This window comes from Paenibacillus marinisediminis (assembly GCF_054343325.1).
Map to the genome: position 1 here is coordinate 52,766 of NZ_JBTGUH010000005.1, position 20,916 is coordinate 73,681.

The 20,916-nt window shown below is 44.2% G+C and carries 15 protein-coding genes; 1 reads left to right on the forward strand and 14 read right to left on the reverse strand.

Annotated elements, in window-relative coordinates; all coding sequences use genetic code 11:
* Positions 1-18 precede the first annotated feature (18 nt).
* From ACXX53_RS13180 to ACXX53_RS13195, 4 genes are all read right to left on the reverse strand, one after another.
* Positions 19-1,416 carry a response regulator transcription factor gene (locus tag ACXX53_RS13180; protein ID WP_458569114.1) on the reverse strand — a complete coding sequence of 466 codons (1,398 nt, stop codon included), beginning with the start codon at positions 1,414-1,416 and terminating at the stop codon, positions 19-21.
* On the reverse strand, positions 1,409-3,115 hold the full coding sequence (locus tag ACXX53_RS13185; protein WP_458569115.1) for a cache domain-containing sensor histidine kinase: 1,707 nt from the start codon (positions 3,113-3,115) through the stop codon (positions 1,409-1,411). The genes ACXX53_RS13180 and ACXX53_RS13185 overlap by 8 nt, the downstream gene beginning before the upstream one ends.
* A gap of 201 nt (positions 3,116-3,316) precedes the next feature.
* Entirely contained in the window at positions 3,317-5,476 is a 2,160-nt protein-coding gene (locus tag ACXX53_RS13190; RefSeq protein WP_458569116.1) for a DUF4855 domain-containing protein, read from the reverse strand.
* Positions 5,477-6,613: 1,137 nt separating this feature from the next.
* The gene (locus ACXX53_RS13195; protein ID WP_458569117.1) at positions 6,614-9,478 is read right to left on the reverse strand and encodes an endo-beta-N-acetylglucosaminidase; all 2,865 of its coding nucleotides are present in this window, start codon (positions 9,476-9,478) and stop codon (positions 6,614-6,616) included.
* Between the two features lie 445 nt (positions 9,479-9,923).
* Between ACXX53_RS13195 and ACXX53_RS13200 the strand changes: the two genes are divergently transcribed.
* Entirely contained in the window at positions 9,924-10,658 is a 735-nt protein-coding gene (locus ACXX53_RS13200; RefSeq protein WP_458569118.1) for a histidine phosphatase family protein, read from the forward strand.
* Positions 10,659-10,856: 198 nt separating this feature from the next.
* On the opposite strand, the gene ACXX53_RS13205 is transcribed toward ACXX53_RS13200, so the two are convergent.
* The 10 genes from ACXX53_RS13205 to ACXX53_RS13250 all read right to left on the reverse strand — a co-directional run bounded on the left by ACXX53_RS13205 (position 10,857) and on the right by ACXX53_RS13250 (position 20,766).
* Entirely contained in the window at positions 10,857-12,725 is a 1,869-nt protein-coding gene (locus ACXX53_RS13205; protein WP_458569119.1) for an ABC transporter ATP-binding protein, read from the reverse strand.
* On the reverse strand, positions 12,715-14,565 hold the full coding sequence (locus tag ACXX53_RS13210; protein ID WP_458569120.1) for an ABC transporter ATP-binding protein: 1,851 nt from the start codon (positions 14,563-14,565) through the stop codon (positions 12,715-12,717). Before ACXX53_RS13210 ends, ACXX53_RS13205 begins: the two co-directional genes overlap by 11 nt.
* A gap of 44 nt (positions 14,566-14,609) precedes the next feature.
* Complete coding sequence (locus tag ACXX53_RS13215) at positions 14,610-15,311, reverse strand: sensor histidine kinase (protein WP_458569121.1); 702 nt, start codon at positions 15,309-15,311, stop codon at positions 14,610-14,612.
* 12 nt (positions 15,312-15,323) lie between these two features.
* The gene (locus ACXX53_RS13220) at positions 15,324-16,022 is read right to left on the reverse strand and encodes a LytR/AlgR family response regulator transcription factor (protein WP_458569122.1); all 699 of its coding nucleotides are present in this window, start codon (positions 16,020-16,022) and stop codon (positions 15,324-15,326) included.
* Positions 16,019-16,255: a helix-turn-helix domain-containing protein gene (locus tag ACXX53_RS13225; protein WP_458569123.1), complete on the reverse strand. Its 237-nt coding sequence runs from the start codon at positions 16,253-16,255 to the stop codon at positions 16,019-16,021. Before ACXX53_RS13225 ends, ACXX53_RS13220 begins: the two co-directional genes overlap by 4 nt.
* 250 nt (positions 16,256-16,505) lie before the next feature.
* Positions 16,506-17,792 (reverse strand): ABC transporter permease, encoded by a 1,287-nt coding sequence (locus ACXX53_RS13230; protein ID WP_458569124.1) that lies wholly within the window; start codon positions 17,790-17,792, stop codon positions 16,506-16,508.
* Positions 17,785-18,690: an ABC transporter ATP-binding protein gene (locus ACXX53_RS13235; protein ID WP_458569125.1), complete on the reverse strand. Its 906-nt coding sequence runs from the start codon at positions 18,688-18,690 to the stop codon at positions 17,785-17,787. The genes ACXX53_RS13230 and ACXX53_RS13235 overlap by 8 nt, the downstream gene beginning before the upstream one ends.
* A gap of 1 nt (position 18,691) precedes the next feature.
* Entirely contained in the window at positions 18,692-19,591 is a 900-nt protein-coding gene (locus ACXX53_RS13240) for an ATP-binding cassette domain-containing protein (protein ID WP_458569126.1), read from the reverse strand.
* A gap of 17 nt (positions 19,592-19,608) precedes the next feature.
* Positions 19,609-20,001: a GntR family transcriptional regulator gene (locus ACXX53_RS13245; protein WP_458569127.1), complete on the reverse strand. Its 393-nt coding sequence runs from the start codon at positions 19,999-20,001 to the stop codon at positions 19,609-19,611.
* Positions 20,002-20,040: 39 nt separating this feature from the next.
* Positions 20,041-20,766 carry a hypothetical protein gene (locus ACXX53_RS13250; protein ID WP_458569128.1) on the reverse strand — a complete coding sequence of 242 codons (726 nt, stop codon included), beginning with the start codon at positions 20,764-20,766 and terminating at the stop codon, positions 20,041-20,043.
* Between the last annotated feature and the right edge of the window lie 150 nt (positions 20,767-20,916).

Genomic DNA, 20,916 nt, shown 5'->3' on the forward strand with positions numbered 1-20,916 from the left:
TCTTTAGTTCGGTGTTATTTATATGTTTGAACGTTTATTAAGCCGGTATTCGCTTGGAAGCACGCCCGTAAGCTCTCGAAAGGTACGGCTAAAATACTTTTCATCCATGTACCCCGTCTGTTCTGCAATCCATTGAATGGTTTTGTTCGTACAGAGCAAATACTGTTTCGCCTTCTCCACTCGAATCATTCGGATATGATCATTAAACGTATTCCCGATAATATCTTTAAAGCATTGGCTGAAATAGCTTCGGCTTATATTCATTCGTTTAGCCACTTCTGCGGCAGTCAACTGTTGATCCATTTCAGACCACATCATTTGCTCCGCTTTAAGAATGCAATCGATGATTTCCTGCGAGTAGCTGGTTTTATCCGCTGCATTCTGAATCAATCTGCGAACTTCCTCCATCCATAGCTCAATTTGGAACCAGGAATGAATAGGCTCGATCAGCTTTATTTCCCCTAGCACGGTTTGAGAAAAAGAACGGTTCCACTCACTTACAAAGGCATACAAGAGTCCAATGAGCTTGGCTTGCGGCAGTCGGAATACCTTTAATTTACGAACGAGTTTATGGAACAAATAATCATTAAACATCCACTTCGAAGAAAGCAGCAACTTCTTCAATGCTTCTAGACTCTCGTCATGCGGTTCGGGCTGTTGTTGATATCTTCTGTGAATGCATATGTTTATGATTTTGTTGTCCGGATGGTAGTCATAGAACAATTCTCTTTCTCTATAATCCCTAATCCATCGCTCTACTTCGTTCCGTGACAGTCCTTTTATATCAGCCAGTTCAATCAACATAGCGTTTTCCAATGGTTTCACTCTGCTATGTACTTGTTGAACGAGATGACGATCATCACCTTCTTTGGAAAATAACAGCCAACTGCCTCGATCCACTTCGATCACGCTTACATTTTCGGGAAACTTTAGATCTTTGCTCAACTGGCTGCAGGAAACACTGTCTAAACAAAAAACTGCGCATCCCTCGTTGAATAGCCGTGATTCTGATTCACTCTGACAACGTTTAATCGTCTGCTCACGAATCCGGCCTTCGATCCTTCCCAGGACTTCCTCTAATTGTTCTTTCTCGAGCTCGACCTTCGCTATATAATCTATGGCCCCTATGCGGAGCGCTTCTTGTATATATTCAAAATCTTGATGTAAGGTCAAAACGACGATATGGATCTCCGGGTACCTTTTACGGACGATTCTCATCAATTCAATTCCGGACATGACAGGCATAGCTAGATCGGTTAACAATAAATCAACCTCTTGTGCTTCCAGAAGCTCCAATGCTTTCTCCCCATTGTTCGCTTCGCCAACGACCTGCATGTTGAAATCTTGCCAAGGCATCATCGAAATGAGCCCTTTGCGGACCAATTTGTCGTCATCTACGACAAGCACTTTAATCATGTTGTATGCTCACCTCTTCAATCGGAAAAGTTAAATAGATGCTCGTTCCCTTCCCAATCTCGCTTTTTATTTCCAGCTTTGCTTTCCCTTCATATTGAGACTCTATTGTGCGTTTGACATAATTCATTCCGATTCCCATTCCAACCTTTTGATGTTCAGCGGTCGTATTGTTCAGCAATTTATGAATCGACTCTTCGGATATTCCCATGCCGTTATCATGAATAGCGATCTCAATGCCATCCTTCAACCTGACATCTACTATTATATGCCCGTCATCATTCAAACCATGATACAGTGAATTTTCAACGAGCGGCTGCAGGATGAATCGCGGGACCTGCTTTTTCAGCACATCCTCATCCACATGGATTCGAACGTCAAATTTAAAGTCATATCGAATTTGCTGTAACACCAAATACTGCTTGATCGCATCGATTTCTTCTTCTATGGTTGATGGTCGACCTAATTTACCTAGATTGTAATAGAGTAATTTATTCAAAGATTGCACCAGACGATCGATTTCATGCTGTCCGTTCATGACCGCCAGCCAGTGTGCGGTATCGAGCGTATTCATCAAGAAATGGGGGTTAATCTGGTACAGCAGCTTTTCCACCTCAAGATCAACCCGCTGTTTCTCTTTCCCCTTTATCTCATTGAACAATTCCCAGATTTGTTCCTTCATGTTCTGAAATTGTCGCAGCAAAAAGTCAAATTCAGGTATATTCGTCTGTTCAACATTAGTTTGGGATTGGGCATGTGTGATCGTTTTAATTTCCGTCTGGAACTGGTTGAGCGGCCTGTACACCATCTTCCACATTAGCCATGCCAGCAATAGCGTTATGACAATAAAGATTAGCGTGAACAACGTTATCTGGATAATCCAGCGATTTTTCTCTTTATTGAAGTCTTCTTCTGCAACGACTGAAACGACACTCCAGCCTTGAGCGCTTTCCTGCTTATACCAGTAATGGCCGTTGTTATAGCCTGAAGTATCTCCATTTGAAAATTCGGGATACGTTTTGCCATTCCTGAACAAATTCGGTACTTCGCTATAGGAGATTCTCCCATTGCTATCTAAGATGACATGGGAAATACTATTTTTGGATTGATCGTTATCCAGCATATCCTGTACCAATCGCAGTCCCATTTCAATATATACGTACACATCATTGCGTTCTGGGTAATCTACTTTTCGTAATGCTGATAGTACATATTTGTTATCCAGTCGATTAAAGCTTTCATGAGGTCCGTAATAGGAAATTCCGTAAAATTGAGCGAAAAGAGGCTGCTTCTCAGGTGAGAAGCTATATTTCACAGGCAGATTTTCGAACCGGTACGTTTTATCATTCTTAAAATAATACAACGTCAATCCGACATCTGGATTCGTAAAGGTGATTAAGTTCAGCTTGCTCATGAACTGGTGCTGCAGCTTCATCCGATGAAAAGGCTCCTCGGTCCGCATGAGCTCTTCAAGCTCTCTTACGATCGTGCCTTCATAAGCAAATTGTTGAGATATATGGTTTAGGCTGTTGATTGAATTCTCTAATGATAGAGATACCTGCTTCAGATTGCTCCTGATCCCTGTTTCAATCTTATTGGCTAGAATCGAGTTGATCGTAAAGTAAGAGATCATGCTGATACATATTAAAGGAATTAACGAGCCTAATAGAAAGATAATAAAAATTCTTACCTTTAACGTCATCGCATCCACCTTGCCTTGGAGGTCTCTAGTTTCAAAGATATGGATGAATAGTATATATCAACCTTATGGCTTGCTTTTATTCCACAATATCAAACATTTCCAAATAACGAAAGCGCTCCCTCTTAAAATATGAAAAAAAGAAAAGCCACATGGAGTTGTTACACTCACATGTGGCTTTATAGCGTTTATTGGTAGATTAGCTTATGGTAGCTTTACTGCATCCTCTGTTTTGCCGTCGAGACCATACACTTCAATTTCATCGAGGAATACAAACCGCTCCACCGGGAACGTTACTTTCACGTACCTAGCATACGCCTTGGCCGCGCCAGGATGCCCAGGTATTCCTACCTTGCTTCCGTTCCATACGTACATTTGCGTCTGGCTTGTTTTCATAAACGTCCCCGGAGGGTATATCGTGTTCGCTTCGCCAACCGGAATCCACGTCTGTCCGTCATCGGATACGGATACGGATATCTTCTCAGGGAACAGAATCGCGGCATCGCCATATTCGAAGAAGTCAGCGCGTACCATGCCAATCGACTTCTCGGCGCCGAGATCGAACACAACATCCCTTGAGCCTCCGTTTACATGGCCTTGATATTTCCAGTCGAACATATCGGTTCCGCCGAAGAAGCCATCCGTAAGTTCTTGCCCGGAATCAGGATACCCCTCCGATGCAGGAGCTGAAATCGTATAGCTCATACCCGCAACCAAATTCTTCGAGCCGTCGGCAGGTCCGCCCTGGTGCTTCGTATAGGTCCCTTTAACGAACTGGTACATCCATTCATAGTTATCGCGCACATCCGGGTCTTTACTTTGCGAAGCATTATACAGCGCAAGAATTCCCTGGTAATATGCCTTGAATGTATTGTGCATATAACCATAATCCACTCCGCCATTCAAATATTCCGCATATTTCTGTCGGAGCCCGTAGCTTTTGTTCATGTCCTCGTCGGTTTCCATTTCGAAGCCCATTCCATATTGTTTGATACGCTCCGCTGTATCTTGAATACGGTATTCTCCATGTTGGAAGAAGAAATGGTTAGGTTGCAACGCAGCGGCATCAAAGCCTAACTCTTTCCATTCGAAGACGGAATTAGATTGGAAATAAGGAATCCAGAAAAACTTCAGATTCAGCTGGTGAACGATATCGCTTGTCGCACGGATCAAGTCCTTTTCCCTCGGTGTGGATGGTTCGACGTTTTCGTTCAACCAATATAATCCGCTAAGATTCAGGTGGGAAAAATTGCTGTCATTCCACTTCTTCATAAGGTCGTCTACATGCCATTGTATCGTTTTCAGCTTATTGTTGTACGCCGCATCGACGCCAATGGCTTCCGAATTGAAGTTTTCCGAAATTCCGTCGCCGTCGACATCGCCGAAGTCCGTTTGCGATTCAACCGGATACGGGATCGTCAGCACAACGTTTACCTTATGATTCGGCTGACCGAGCTTCGCCCCGACTTCCTTGACCGCCTCGTTCAGATTCTGCAAATCTCCGCCCGCGGCAAATGTTTTGTCGGCGTACCACTGCCAGTCGCTCTTGTTTGCTGGCGGATCTGTCGCAAATTTGCGGTAGGACGGCGCATAGTTCGGGCAGAACAGCAGCCCGTCGTAGAACCAATCCTGCGGTTCGCCGTTACTATCGACATAACTGATATAAGGGATCAATTCTTCTTTGGTCCAGTCGCCCATGTTGTCTGGATAATAACTGTTAGGGATGAGAACCAAGTCATGAATGCCGCCTGTGGCTTGTCCTGGCTTCAAATACGCCGTATGGTCTGGTGGAACAGGATTGGCGCCTTGAACTTTGCCGTCAACTCCCATAATTTCAATCTCATCTATAAAAACAAACATCTCCATTGTGAAAGTTACCTTAACATACCGTGCATATGCCATGGTCGCATGTGGGTTCCCGCGAGGCAATCCATCGGTTGACCCGTCCCATATAAAATCATGCAATTTAGGTGGTGACCATTTCCAAAAAGCAGTGTCAGCACCGACATGTGAGAGGAGTCCCCAGTTCTCTCCGTCCATCGAAACGTAATAGGACACGTCCATCGGCAGCATGATGCCTGGGGCAGTGTCGTGCAAGAAGTGGGCTTTGATGCGGCTGATTGATTTGTTCTCGCCCAGGTCAAACGTTACAGTGCGGGTCTTCCCTCTGGCATGTCCTTGCCAATTCTGATCCCAGAACTCTAAGCTGCCATATTTACCGTCCGTTAATTCATTGCCGCTGTCAGAGTAAGCGCTGTGAGGCGCTTCAGACAATACATAAGGTAAACCTGCGGCTAAGTTTCTTGGCTCAGGGACCGGCTTCTTATCCGCTGTGTCCGCCGAAGCCGTTGAAACGCTTGTCATCAGAAGTAGTAAGCATAGAAGGACCATGGTAAATTTCTTGAAACGCATGATCAGTAAACACCTCCGTTTGTTTCTTCCATATAGCTTGCTGGTAAACAACCCATAAAGGCCAAACACGTAACAACAGAGTAAATGGATATACATCGTGATCATGATCAATTGCGAAGAAATGAGCCTGTTTGCAGATTAGTATGCTAACACCTGTTAATGCTGAGAATTAAGAGATTAATAGAGGACGAGATGTTCGGTGATTCATGGAATTCAGGTGGGATTGCATTGTAGACTGACTCACTTGCAGGAGATCGATAAGTATAACGAAGGTTTCTGAAGGCTTTCCTTATGGTGGTTAGAATCTAGTGGTTCGAAATAGACTTTCTCCATTCTCTCTCGATCTGAATGAAGCTCGTTACCCTGTCATACACCTCCTCCGATTGTTGGTATAAACAAACATGCGGTGTCTAGGATAATGAATAGTTGAAAGCCCTTTCCTTCATTTCAATTATATCGACGTTTTCGACTTGTACATATGGAAGCATGTACTTCGGGCATGGAGAATTGTAGTCGTTTAACTTGTGGTGAAGTCTCTTAAATATGAGCAAGCTGGATGGGCTGTGAAAGAGGGAATTTACCCGTTATCTACTCTCTCATGAGTGGGGTGAGCGCTGTAACGGGGAAATTCCCTGTTATCTCATTCGCAGAGCGGAGCGAGCCAGCCGGATTTGCTCCGAAAGAGGGTTTTTCCCCGTTATCTACTCTCTCATGAGTGGGGACGAGCGCTGTAACGGGGAATTTCCCTGCTATCTCTTCCGCGGGGTGTAGCAAGCCAGCCAGATTGGCTGCGTAAGAGGGTTTTTCCCCGTTATCTCATCTCCATGAAAGGTCGCAAGTGCTGTAACGGGGAAATTCCCTGTTATCTCATCCGCAGAGTGCCGCAAGCCAGCCGGATAGGCTGCGTAGGAGGGTTTTCCCTGTTATCTCCTCTCCATGAGAAGCGGCGAGTAATGCAAAATGCTCATAATAAAAGAACCAGTAGAAACAAGGTAATTCGTTTCTACTGGTTCTAACAACAATTATTTCATCTTCAAGAGATGCTTTTGTTTTGGAAATGTTCAGTTAACCGAGTAATAGCTTAACAGTTTACTTACCAAAAGTAATCTGCACTGGCTCAGACTTGTTTCCATTGAAGTCCTCCAGCACCACTTCGATCACACCTGAGCTGCCCACAACCTTGAGCTGGGTCAAATCATCAACGCCTCGAATCGCATAAGCTCGGTTATCTTTAAAGGTAATCGGCTTACCATTCTGTGAGGCATACAGATGCCACCAGTCATCTGAGGTAGGACCCGAAAGTTTCACATAAGAGCCCTTCAAGGTTGCAACGCCTTCATATACATCGGAATGGTTATCTACCAACACACCAGTAACATCCGTATAAGTGATCACATTACCCTTCTTATCCAACAGCGAGATTCTTGCTGTATACGCGCTGCCATCGGTATATGGAACTTTAATTTCAGCGGATGTAGTTCCTTTATCCAAAGTAGCTGTCTGAACACCGTCATGTGAGTAGTTAGAGCTCACATCTACTCTTACTTTCTCATGCTTCACATTAGGTGTTTTCCAGGAAAGTGCAATTGATCCTTCCTTCTCTTGGGTCGTAATGCCGTTTACAATGTTTGTAAAGTCCTTCTTCACTACAGCTGGCTGGCCTTCACGTCCATCTGCACCAACGGCAGTAACCAAGATCTCAACGGTACCTTTAGGATTGTATAAGTCCTTGATATAGTACACATCATCATAGGTTCCGCCAAGGAATACTTTCTTGCCGTCTTCATATTTCGCATACACATTGTACTTTTGAACTTTACTGTAGTCCTCTAAATCCCAAGAAATATACATCTCCGAAGTGTCAAAGGATTTATCAATCTTCAGGCCGGTCGGCGCTTTCGGTTTCGCTAAGTGATTATCTGTAATCGTGATCTCACCGACGTTAAATTGATAATCTTGAATTGTGCCATTTTCCGGTGTAAAGGACAGACCGAATGCAGCTAATGTTCTGCCAGCATATGCGGACAAGCTGATGTTCTTTTGCTCCCAGCCGTTTGTCTTCTTGTTCGCGCCGCTTGGAATATCCACATATACCACGTTGGAAGGATCATCTTCAAATATTAATCCGACTTTAACGCTGCTTGCATCGGTTGCGGATGGTTTCTGATAAGTAATGTTTAACTTCGAAGAAGGTTTAATATCTAGCTTCGTTTTGTATAGATCTACGAAGTTCGCCGCATCCAGATCACCGTACACGACCAACGAGCTGCCACCGTTGAATCCGCCAACCGATGTATAATCGTGTCCTGAGCTATATTTCGTGCCATAGTCATAGTCCACATTTAAGCGAGTGCCTTCTGTGTCAATTCGCCATTGCCAAGTTGGAAGAATATCTTGAATGTTAATATTCGACCATTCATGATCATTCGAAACTTGTCCATCTACAAAATACTGCATACCATGTCCGGTATTAAAGTTGGTGGAGAAATTCGAGCCATCAATAACCGATCGTTCCGAGATATACGCTGCCATGCCTGGCCAAGTCTTATACTGTTTGCCTGCGTTTGGCTTGCCGCGTTCGGGATCATTGGCTGTTTGAACAGGATCTGGAGTCGCGTTCAGCACCGCATCCAACAGTTGGTCATGCGTCAAATTGGCTGAATCCAATGTGCCTTTACCTTCGTTATATGTCGGGTCATTTGCCGAACCAGACCACCATGCTCTTTCTCTCGCTGTGATATATTTGTAGTAATCTGGGTTTCCACGTCTATTTTCCGAATATTTATTCGGTCCCGAATGACCAAATAGCTGCTCGTCCAGATGTTCAAATACGGTAGAACTACCTAAAGTCGCGATGCCCGTTCTAGGTACGAGATTCTCATCGTATGTATTGTACAATGATCCACGGGTGCCGCTAAATCCAGTTTGACCAGCTTCAAGCGTATTAAACACCGTATTTCTAGCATCCAAACCAAGTGACTCCATCGTCGCAACTGAACTGTCAACCATAGCTTTGCTTGGATCAGGATTCATGTACAGCGAGTGGGCTGCGATCGTCTCATCACTAGGGTCTTTGATCCAGTTGCTGAACTCTTTGGCTGTCTTGTTTGCGTAGTCAATTTTCCCCCATGTGCTCTGGTTGTATTGTCCATAGCGGTTAGACGCATACACTTGCACATAAATACCTTGTGAAGTCATCGCACGAATAAACTCTTCATATACCGGCATAAAGTCTGCAGGAAGCGTTTCTTCCGCATTCACAAAATAACCGTCGAAGCCGTAATACTTGGCCATTTCAACAAATTTGTCGGCCAATGGGAAACGTCCATTCTCATCCTTATAAATATAGTCATCCGTATGCTCGGATCTTGGGAAGAAGATACATCCCAGAGATTTAACTCCGTTCTTATGCGCAGCATTCGTATAAGCCGGGTTTGGGATATTTAAGATTCCAAACTCATATTCTCGCTGCCACCAATCGGCTTCTGGATTAAATAAAGTGTCTGGCGTCGGGTTAGTTACAACTCCATGCCATGAAGCAGTATAATCTACATACTGCCAGAAATTGAACAAATATTGAGAGAATTGATCATTATAAATAGTCGGATTAAAAAATTCATTTCCATAGTCCCCTGTTAAAGCCAAGCTTTGTACTTCTTGGTCCAGCATAGGGTTAGCCTGAGTTGGTTTAAAGGGTTCATTTCGCTGCTGAAGTGGAACTTCTGCTCTCATAAATTCATAATACTCATCAGATTGAGGTGTCCAATCTAAAATATTCTGCTTCCGATACCCATGATACACCGGCTGATTTGTCCCTTTAAAGCCTTGTTCCCCTTGACGAGGCGGCAGGGTGTCTCCTCCAGCTTGTACGATCGCAGCATTAGGGATAAATGTACCGAGAGTTAAGACAGATGCTAATGCAATGGCTATGCGCTTCTTGGATGTTGCCTTCATGGTCACAGCTCCTCTGTTTAAATTTATAGAAACGATAAACGCTTCTATAGGCAAAATATTGGTTCCACACTGATGCAGTCTGTTCAACCTAGTATTTTGCAGTACAATAATATTATAGTGAAAACGCTTTTATTTCCTCTAGTCTAAAAACATAAGATCATAGTACAAATAAGTTAGTTGATTCCAATTAAAATTTCGTTCCTTTTACCACAAAAGGTCCTTAGTAGGATTGCCTATTAAAAGAATGTGTCTATCGGATCATATAAAAAAAGGGCTATCCAAAAATACGTTTCGTTTTACAACCACGAACGCTTTCAGAAAAAACTAAACAACCGTTGTAGTAGGATAATATTAGTCATCTGACGGGCAGCATAATGTTTGATTTGTTGATTTCATACTGAGAAGCATACCGCGAAACTTTTTCCATATTCGGCATACAGTATGAATGACTAATCCATATAGGACTCCATGTAAGGAGAGAATAACCTATGCTAACAATCCAATATTGTATTATCAATACGCTGAACAGCAATTTTCAAGCTTGGCACGAGCATTCCAATACAAAGCAATGATAGTAGGCGAAAACAGAAATTACATTGAATACAATGGCGTGATTTATCATCAGGAACCAACAGAAAATAGATCACTGTTGAATTCGCTCCAAGATGGAGGCTATATTCTTTATGTTAGGCACGGAGATGCAAACGTAGGGTCAGATCAACCTCATCTAAATTTTCAGGATTGTACTACTCAACGCAATCTATCCGATGAAGGAAGAAGACAAGCGGCTGTTTACGGTGAAATATTTCGAAGATTACGTATACCTGTTACTTCTCCTATCGAAAGCAGTCCTTTCTGCAGAACGATAGAAACTGCTGCGCTAGCCTTTAGAGACAAAGAAATTCATATCAATCCAATTGGATACGAGATATACAGATTAGACGATAATCTAAGCCCTATAGAAAAGACAAGGATATTGAATGATCTAAATGCGGTACTAGAAAGCCAACCTCCAATAGGCAGTAATAAAGTTATCATTGCACATAGCTTCCCAACTGGTGTTGGGTTGGGTCCAATCCCGAGTATGGGAACTGTTGTTGTAAAGCCTCACGGACTAGGTAATGGGTATGAAATTGTTGCGAAATTATCTTTAGAGGAATTAGCACATTTAGGCGGGTAATCTATAGAATGCATCTATTAAAGAGAGTTAATAAATCATTTTATTGTTGCAGGGCAAATGAATAATTTCAACAAACAAAGCCAGAAACCCTTATGTACCAAGGACCTCCGACTTTGGGCATTCTCAACATTCAATTCTCACTCACCAAACTAAAACGCATCTCGACCAATTCTGTCGGTAGTTTGCTTATAAAATCTATCACTTATAATACTGCGCCTGCGCATCCCACAACTCGTAATACTTACCGCTCTCATCCATTATTAACTGTTCATGACTGCCTTGCTGAACGATACATCCTTGTTCGAACACGGCGATTTCATCACAGAAGCGGCAGGAAGACAGACGGTGGCTAATGTATATTGCTGTTTTATCCCCGACGATTTCACTAAATTTCTGATATATTTCTGCCTCCGCAATGGGGTCAAGTGCTGCAGTAGGTTCATCCATAATGATAAACGGCGCATCCTTGTAAAGCGCACGAGCAATCGCTATCTTTTGTGCTTCGCCACCGGAGACCTCCACACCTTCGTCATCAAAATCTTTATACAAATAGGTGTCAGCTCCGCCTTTCATCTCATCCAGTCTTTCTGAAAAGCCAGCTTTATTTAGGCAATCCATAACCCTAGCTTTATCGTAGCTTTTACTGGAAGCAACATTTTGGCCTAGCGGAAATGACAGCAGCCTGAAATCCTGAAACACGACAGAAAAGATCGCCATGTAATCATCGTAATTATATTTGCGGATGTCGATGCCATTGAGCAGAATAACTCCCTCTGTCGGATCATACAAGCGGCAGAGCAGCTTGATGAAGGTTGTCTTGCCGGATCCGTTCATTCCGACAACCGCGAGACGCTCCCCAATGTTGAACTTCATGGAAACATGGCGCAACGCATAGGTATCAGCACTCGGATACTTAAACGAAACATCACGAAATTCGACTTCATAATTTCTGTCAGATCGCTTTTCTGTGGTTAAGCTGCCTTGATACATATCGTTTGGAATATCAAGAAACTCATAAGTTGTACGCAGAAATACGGTATTATTACGCATGTCGCCGATGGCCGCAAGGAGCGCCGCAACTCCACCGGCCAAGGCTGTAATTGAAGCAATATACTGTGTCACCGATCCGATACCAAATGCTCCAGCCCATGCTTTCAGGCAAACATAAACGTACACAACACCGGTGAAAATGGTGGTGACAGCTGCGTTGGCAGCGTTCAATAACCCCATCGGTCCTGAAGCATATTTCGCTATTTGGGAGCCAGGTGTAAAGCTTTTGCATTTCTTGGAATAGCTTTCACATATAATCTGTTGATTGTACATACGGATATCAAGCGCACGCCGACGATCATGACCCATAAAGCCAAAAAATCCAAAGAAGCGATTTCCCAGTTTCGCGTCATCCGCTTGCTTTGCCCAGTAGCTGTTAGCTTTATTGGAGCATATAGGAGCAAGGAATGTAATAAGAAACAGGATGGCAATAAGGGCTGCAGCAAATAAAGGGTGATTCAGAATTGTCAATTTACCCGCTTCAGCAGGAACATCTGACGTGAACAGACTGATGGTTAAGGCAACTGCGCCACCGATGCTAATAATAGAGTTCATCATTGTTTCAAAATAATCAACAATTTTGCCGATTCCCCACCCTGACCACTGCTGATTTTGAGATATCTGCGAACGTAGATCATGTGTGAGTTGTTCATCCAATACGCAAAAATCCATACTCAGCATCTTATCTGTATAGATTTTATTCTGGTTATACCAGAAAGCAGCGTGTCTACAATTTTTCCACCGAGATAAGACCGCATTCAGAAGTGTCAATACCGCAGTGGACACGATCGTAATGATGACAAGCTTCCAGAGTAATTCAGGATTGCGATCTCCGGCAAGCTCGTTAATAATCTGTGCCGAAAGATAAATTCCGATATAGGGAGTGACAGAGCCTATAATTGAGCAAATCAACGAAGAAAGAAACATACCCGGACATTGCTTGTTTAGAATTTTAAACGCCCGGATATGTAATGTGAGAGCTTCGCGAAGCGATACTTTATCTGCTTTATTCTTCATTAATAGTCACTCCCTTCTTTGTATCCTTGTAATACTTGCTTTGGACTTCGAACAGCTCCTCATACATTCCGCCTTGCTCCATAAGCGCATCGTGTGTTCCTTCTTCGGCAATATTCCCTTCTGCAAGGAAGATAATGCGATCACAGAAGCGCGTGGATGCAAGTCTATGGGAGATGTATACCGAGGTGCACCCAGCGGTCATTTCATTGTATTTCAAGTAAATATCATTTTCTGCAATTGGGTCTAATGCTGCGGTCGGTTCATCCAATACGATAATTGGGGCAGCTTTATATAACGCCCGTGCAAGCATCAGTCGCTGCATCTCGCCTCCAGAGAATTCGATGCCATCTTCAAATACCTGCCGCCCAATGTGTGTATTGTACCGATCCGGAAGACTATCTACCTTTGCAGCTAGCCCCGCTTTATTTATGCACTCCTCAACTCGCGACCAATTGATATCATCATCCGACTGTGCCACATTTTCCGCAAGTGTAACCTCTAGCAGCGAGAATTGCTGGAATACCGCAGAGAATAAGTTGTAATAGTCAAATCGGTTGTAATCTCGAATATTCACTCCATTTAGCAAGACTTCTCCCTCAGTGGGGTCATAGAAGCCGCAAATCAATTTGACAAGCGTCGTTTTCCCGGCGCCGTTCAAACCAACAATCGCCAGCTTCTCTCCTGCCTGGATCGTCAAATTCAAATTATGTATGGTGTCCTGCTCTGCACTGGGATATCGAAAGCTGACATTCCGAAGCTTAATTTCATAAGATCGATTAGCTTCTCTCGACAGGGGCATACCATCTGAGAACCGAAATGGCTCCGGCGTTTCAAGGTATTCCCGAACTGTGGAAATATCAAGACTTTGTGTATGCAGAGTGGAAAAGCCATTGAGGATACCGGTAATCCAGGCCGTAAAGCCGCCGACTGCGGTGAAATATAGCAAAAACTGCGATGCTGGCAATCCTGCATTGATTGTCATGGCAATTAAATAGAAGTAAGCAATTCCGTTTCTGAGCAACGACAGGATCACATCAATCACATTAGCCCATATGTATACTTTTTCTCTTCGAGTAATAAACGCTTCGTACAAACGCAAAGTGCCGCTGTAAACATCCTCAAGCCAAGAGCGCATTCCAAAGATCCGAATATCTTTTGCCAAGGCAGGCTCTTCTGCTTTTCGCCAAACATACGTCATTTTTTTGGAGTATTCGGATTCTTCCTCCCGATGACGATAGCCCCACTCGTTGATTCGCCTGTTTACAACATATCCCACCACGGTAGTAATCAACACAACCAAGAGCAGGACAATATCCAATGAAGAGAGTAATATCAGATAAATGATAAACCCGATGATATTTTTCAATAAATCGGTCAAGGTATTCCATATGGCTTCCGTAGCCTGCTGGTTACTGCTAACCGCTACGTTGGACTTTTCCAGCTTTTTTAATACGGCAGTATCTTCTGTGTTTGGAAAGGAGGTTGTGGAAACCTTGTTGTGTATCTTGTGTACGATGTTTAGTCTCACTTCGACTCTGCCGAACAGTGAGTTGGTCGAAGCATAAGCCTTTAAGCTTGCCAGTACCAATAGCACAGCCGCAAACACTACAATCGTGATCATCAATTCTTGCAGTGAGACTGCCTCCTCAACCTTCCGCAAGATAACTGGAGCAATAAACAATTCCGCAAGACTAGTGGCTACTGCAAGAATAACAAGACTAAAGCATAGGTATAACACACTTTTGCGTACCCGCCATGCCTCACTTATCATATATGCGGAGTTTTGCCACAGATTGTATTTAGGTTGCACCTTTGACTTTTTAGTTGTGTTCTTGTTCATCTTCATCACCTCATCAGAATCCTACCACAAGAACCTATCGATATTTATTCTGGGGATGAAACGTCGAAACGGGGGGACGAATTGCAAACCTGCGGCAACAGTATTTCAGTAGTAAATGTTCCGTCTTCGCTGTTACGGCTAATGTATCCGTCAAGCCTATCTATTATATTGTCAATTCGTACAAGTCCGAACCCATGTCCGTCACCCTTAGTTGTGCGAAATCTCCCACCTATTTTTGTGAGCTTCTTTGAAGCTGTGAAATTGGTGAAGGATATGTATAGCTGTGTATTTTTCATATCCATATACACGCGGATGAGTCGCTGTTCTTCGGGTAGCGCAAGGCTGGCTTCAATCGCATTATCAAATAAGTTGCCAATGATCACGCATAAGTCGAGTTCAGAGGTTGTCAGAGTGAGCGGAATGTGTGCATCCGCTCGAACCGTAATGTGCTTTGATTGTGCAAGGGAAATTTTACTATTCAAGATGGCATCTGCCATGGCGTTGCCTGTCTTGATAACCGTGTCAATTGCGGATAAATCGGTATCCAGGGCATCAAGGTACACTTGTATGGCTTCCATATTCCCAGAAGCGGCATATGCCTTCATAGTCTGAATATGGTTACGGTAATCATGACGCCAGCCGCGTATTTGGTTGTATATATTTTCTACTTCAGCATAATGCGTTTCTATTAACTCACGCTGATATGCCGCGATTCGCTTATCGATCTGCTTTGACAATATAAACATAGCCCTGCTCCTTTAAGTATGTGTAATGATCGCTCTGTTGAGTTGCTCATACTGTTTTCTCGGCAAGGGAATAACCGCACCGTCTGAGAGGCACACTTCTGTTTTGGTAATCCGGTTGATGCACAGCAAATTAACAATAAATGACCGGCCAACACGAAAGAATCGTTCATCTACTTCTGCTTCAAACTCTCCGAGGGTCTTTTTGACGGTATAATCCTTCCTGGCATGAATCGTTACATAGTTTTGGCGCACCTCAAGATAACGTATTTCATAGAGAGGGATACGCACCATTTCACCAGACGACTCTAGGATTAGAACTCGCTCATTTTTCTTCATTTTTTGCATTGCCCGGTCCAAGATCTCAAACACTTTTTCCTTATGAACCGGCTTCATTAAATAATGAAGTGCTGACACATCATATCCTTCTGAAATGTAATCAGAATAGCCAGTGATAAAAACAATTTGAACAGCTTCGTCACTCTTTCGTACCTCTTTGGCAAGGGCAACGCCATCCATAGCACCCATCTCGATGTCCAGTAGCAGAATATCAAAGCTTTTATCCTCTGCATAATGAAACAAAAAAGCTTCTGCAGATGAAAAGGCTTTGATGCTGACCCTGTTCCCTGATGCTTTTCCCCAAGCAGTAACAAGATCGGAGATGTAGTGGGCATCTGCTATACTGTCATCACAAATTGCAATATGATAATTCATTTTACTGCCTCCCTTTCAGACGGAACAAAATCCACAACATCTCCGATGTTAACGGATAATGATTCACAGATACGAAGCAGTACCATCATATTTACAGGCTCGTTTTTACCGAGTTTTGCGAGCGTAGCGGGACTGATGTCAGCAAGCGTCAACAGGTCAGTCCGCTTCATATCCCGTTCAGCAAGACGAATCCAGAGCTTTTTATATCTAATCTGCAGGTTTAATTTGTTCATCGTGTTCACCTCGCAATAAGTAAAACACAAAACGAAAAATATATAAACACTTGCAGATATTATATATGCAAATATGAACATTAAGATGAATCGGTAGGAATATAGGCGCTTGCATCTTTACTTCTACGGGATAACTTACTCTTGTAGCCAATGCAAAAACACCTCCAATATTGTCTCCATATCTTACGACATGGGAGATTTCTCTTGAAGGTGTTTTGATTTGTCTCACAACCTAGCTACTTATTACTACCTAAATCTTATATGCCTTCATCGCCTTGCCAATCTCTTTCCACGTTGGACGCTTGCCGTACATCAACACGCCCGTGCGGTAGATCTTCGCCGACAACCAGCCGCATACCAAGATGGATACAAACAGAATCGCGATGGATACTCCAACTTCCCACCACGCTATTTCACCGATACCGATACGGAGCAGCATCGTCGTTGGCGAGAAGAACGGTACATAGGACGCGATCTTCACGAGTAGCGAATCTGGAGTCGATACGCTGAAGATCGGGATGTAGAACGCCACCAGCGACAGCATCGTGATCGGCATGATCGCTTGACCCAGGTCCTCTGTGCGGCTGACGATCGAGCCAACTGCCGCGAAGAGCGTTGCATACAGGAAGTATCCTAGTACGTAGAATAATAAGCCCAGCCCAACCACAGTCGGATCAATCATACTTACATCAACATTGAGTGCCTTAAGCGCGCTCGAATTGTGCGGCAGCAGCAGATTAACAATAATAACCGCAAAGAACACAAAGATCTGGATAATTCCGAGTAAGAACATTCCGATGATCTTACCGAACATTTGCGCAAGAGGTGAAACGCTTGTGATCAGAATTTCCATGATGCGCGAGCTCTTCTCCTGCGTTACCTCAGATGCAATCATGTTGCCTGTCATCATGTTCGTCATGAAGAACAGGACAATCAACACCGTAACCACGATAATGGATACGCCTTTGTTCGTTTCTTTCTGCGCAGAATCCACCGCTTCGTCAGAGCCTCCCTTGCCTCCAAGCTCAACTTTCACAAAGGAAACAGGCTCATTCAATTGCTGCTTCTGAATATCGGTCAATGAATCCTTCACTACCCATTGGGTCTTAAAGACCGTCAGCAGATTCGTCAGCATCATTTCATCAGACATGCCTAAGCTGTCTTTACCTGTATACACGATCTGCGGGAATGATTCTTCTGTACCCGCTTCCGGCTTCACGAACTTCAGATAGCCATCAATATTGCCTTCCTCAACGTCTTTCTTCAATTGGTCTTCGGAGCCTACAGCGGGCAGCAATTGCAGATCCGGATTGTTCTGCTCTTGCAGCGTCTTGCTGAACGCTTCTTCAATTGCAGGGTAACCACCGTTCAACATACCAAGCTTCGTTGGCTCATTTTTATCAAATAACGAGATAACATAAGGCAGATTCACGCCGATTGTCATCAGCAGCGCAAGAATAACCGTCGTTACGATGAACGATTTCGTCATCATCTTCGTTCTTAGTGTAAAGCGAATAACTGTACCAATATTACGCATTGGAGTCGCCTCCTACCGTTTTAATGAAGATTTCATTCAATGTCGGTTCTTTAATCTCGAAGTGGCTAAGCGTCGTTTGCTTCATCGCCGCGTCCAGTATACGTGGACCTGCCGCTTCATCTGCTATCTTAATCGAATAGCCGTCATCCGTCCGCTTCACTTCCAGTACGCCAGTGATAGCTTCAAGGCCAGTCACTTCGCCTGAAGTTCGCAGTATAACCTGCTCACGCGGATAGCGCGATTTCAATTCGCGAATGCTGCCTTGCAAGATCGCTTCACCACGACGCAGGATCGACATGTTGCGGCACAGCTCTTCGACGTGTTCCATCCGGTGCGTGGAGAACAGCACGCTCGTTCCTTTATCGCGCAGCTCCTTAACCGTTTCCTTCATCTGCTCCACGTTAACAGGGTCCAAGCCGCTGAACGCTTCATCCATGATCACGATCTTCGGATTATGCAGAATAGAGGCGACGAAGCCGATCTTCTGTTGATTACCTTTGGACAGCTCCTCGATCTTCTTGTTATAGTTCTCCGGCACACCAAAGCGTTCCAGCCAATACTTCAAGCTCTTATCTGCATCGCGTCGACTCATGCCGCGCAGCTGCGCCAGATAGATTAGCTGTTCGTTCACCTTCACCTTCGGGTACAATCCGCGTTCCTCTGGCAAGTAGCCGAAGATCTTCTCAAGCTCTTTATTGAATGGCTTGCCGCGGTACAAGATAGTTCCCTCATCTGGATATATAAGTCCCAACACCATGCGCATCGTCGTTGTCTTGCCCGCACCGTTCGCACCAAGCAATCCGTAGATTTCGCCTTCCTCTACATCGAAGCTCAGTCCGTTGACAGCTGTCTTGTCTCCGTACTGCTTAACAATTTGTTGTACCTGTAACGATTTCATCTTACAGCTCTCTCCTCTCGTCTTCCATCCGAATTCGATAGTACATGACTTCATCCAGCGGCATTGCTTGCGTACGAGTTGGCATTATATTTAGCTCTTGAAAATGTTGTTCCAATACTGCCGCATCATAGGCTACCGCCCGTACAAGATGGCGTTCCTGTACAGCAGCGGCCAAGCCCGGCATGCCTAATAAATCTTCTGCCATAACTCCTTCGAGCCAATACTCTTTCCATGCATCGAACAGCGCATCTTTCTCTATCAGTGTAAGAACCTTCCCTCGATGCAGGAACAAGATATAATCCGCTAACCGCTTTACTTCCTCAATGACATGCGTTGCGATAATAATCGTATGCTTGCCATCGCGCAGCAACTGCTGCAGATCCTCAATCATCATGCGCCACGAGATCGGATCAAGTCCCGAAGTCGGTTCATCCAGCAGAAGCACTTCCGGGCGATGCGACAAGGCCAGTATGATCTCAGCCTTGCGCCGCATTCCCTTCGACATCTTATTAAGCTTCGTTCTGGAATCTATCTCATAACGTGCGATCAGCTTCTGATACCACTGCTGATCCCATGTCGAGTACCAATAGGAATACTGCTTCGCCAGTTGTTCCGGCGTCTGATCGTCATCTTCGCCGTTAGGCAGCTCTGCTACATAACCGAGCCGCTGCTTCCATTCGCGATCCTGACTCATATCATATCGTTGATCCTTGATGAATATCGCACCTTGATCAGGATGAACAGTACCCAGCATCATGCCCACGAGGCTGCTCTTGCCGGAACCATTCATGCCTACGATCGCTGTCACACAGCCAGCTGGAACCTTAAGATTCAACGGGCCAATATGCAAGTTATGGCGACGCTTCTCGATCTGTTCAAATGAAAGGATCGTCTCCTCCATCATATCCAGCACTCCTCTCAGCCCTCTTTCCAATTGCTTCTCAGAACCTGTTCGAAGCTGGCTCTCAATTCCGTTTCCGTCAACTTCATCTGCTTCGCCGCATCAACGGCTGCTTGCAATGCTTCCTCTACAGCTTGTTTGCGATACTGCTCGCGTTCACCCTGTCTGACTTCCGCTACAAACGTGCCTGTACCCTGTCTCGTACGTAACAGTCCTTCCTGTTCCAGATCCTGATAGACCCGCCTGATCGTAATGATGCTGCAGCTAAGCTGACTGGCAAACTCACGTATAGAAGGCAGCAGGGTCCCTACTTCAAGGTGACCGCTCAGAATCATCGACTTAAGCTGGGTTTCAATCTGGGAGTATAGTGGTTCTGCACGATTCTCATCAACCTGTATTGGTATAAACATAAGCTGCGTCACCCCCTATATCATTACAGAACAGCGTCATCACATCAGATCCACCTTTCGCAGCGTATGAAGCGACATTCGCATACCAAATGGGATGATCTGGGTCAGCAGTACGAATGCAATAATCGTCGTTATGAGCGGCCAATGCCGGACTGCATAGATAAGGGTCAAGAATACGCTGTTACCTGTCAATCCAATTCCTATCGTTACGAGCAATATTGTAATAATGATTGCCATCACGAATACAAAGTACTTCTTACCGCTATAGCTCCATTCCAACACGACGAAGAAGGAATGCATCATAACCGAGTACACGATAGCAACAAAGACATACGCTAGAAATTGCGACAAGCTTAGCCCATCCCTAAGACTGCTTATTGCAAAATACTGAATAGTGAAGAAAACAAAACTATTTATCAACGTAAATATCCCCATCGAAATGTACCGCGACAACACGATGGAATGAAGATCAATCGGCAAAGACCGCACCTTCAACAGATACTTACGATAGGAATCTTCTGACCAATATCGGAAGGCTCTTCGATTGAACACGCATCCGAGATTACTTACGATTATTAACATCATAAAGTCTAGGAAAATGAACGAGAGCTTAGAGACACTCTCCCCCGACACCACACTCTGAACCGCAAACATTGTACATAGTGACATATACGCACTGAATATGAAAGTAAACAATGTGCCCAGCTTAAAACGGCTAAGATCTGTTTTCACTAGCATCCATGCATCCTGCCAACGTTTTCCCATCAAGCTCACTCCTCTTCCACTTTCTCGAGTTACTCCGCTAGTCATGCAACAGGTATCCTTCGATCCTATGACTGTGCATATGATCGATTCAGTGTGATTACTGTATATATCTATATACACAGTATATTAACTGTGTTTACCAATTGTCAA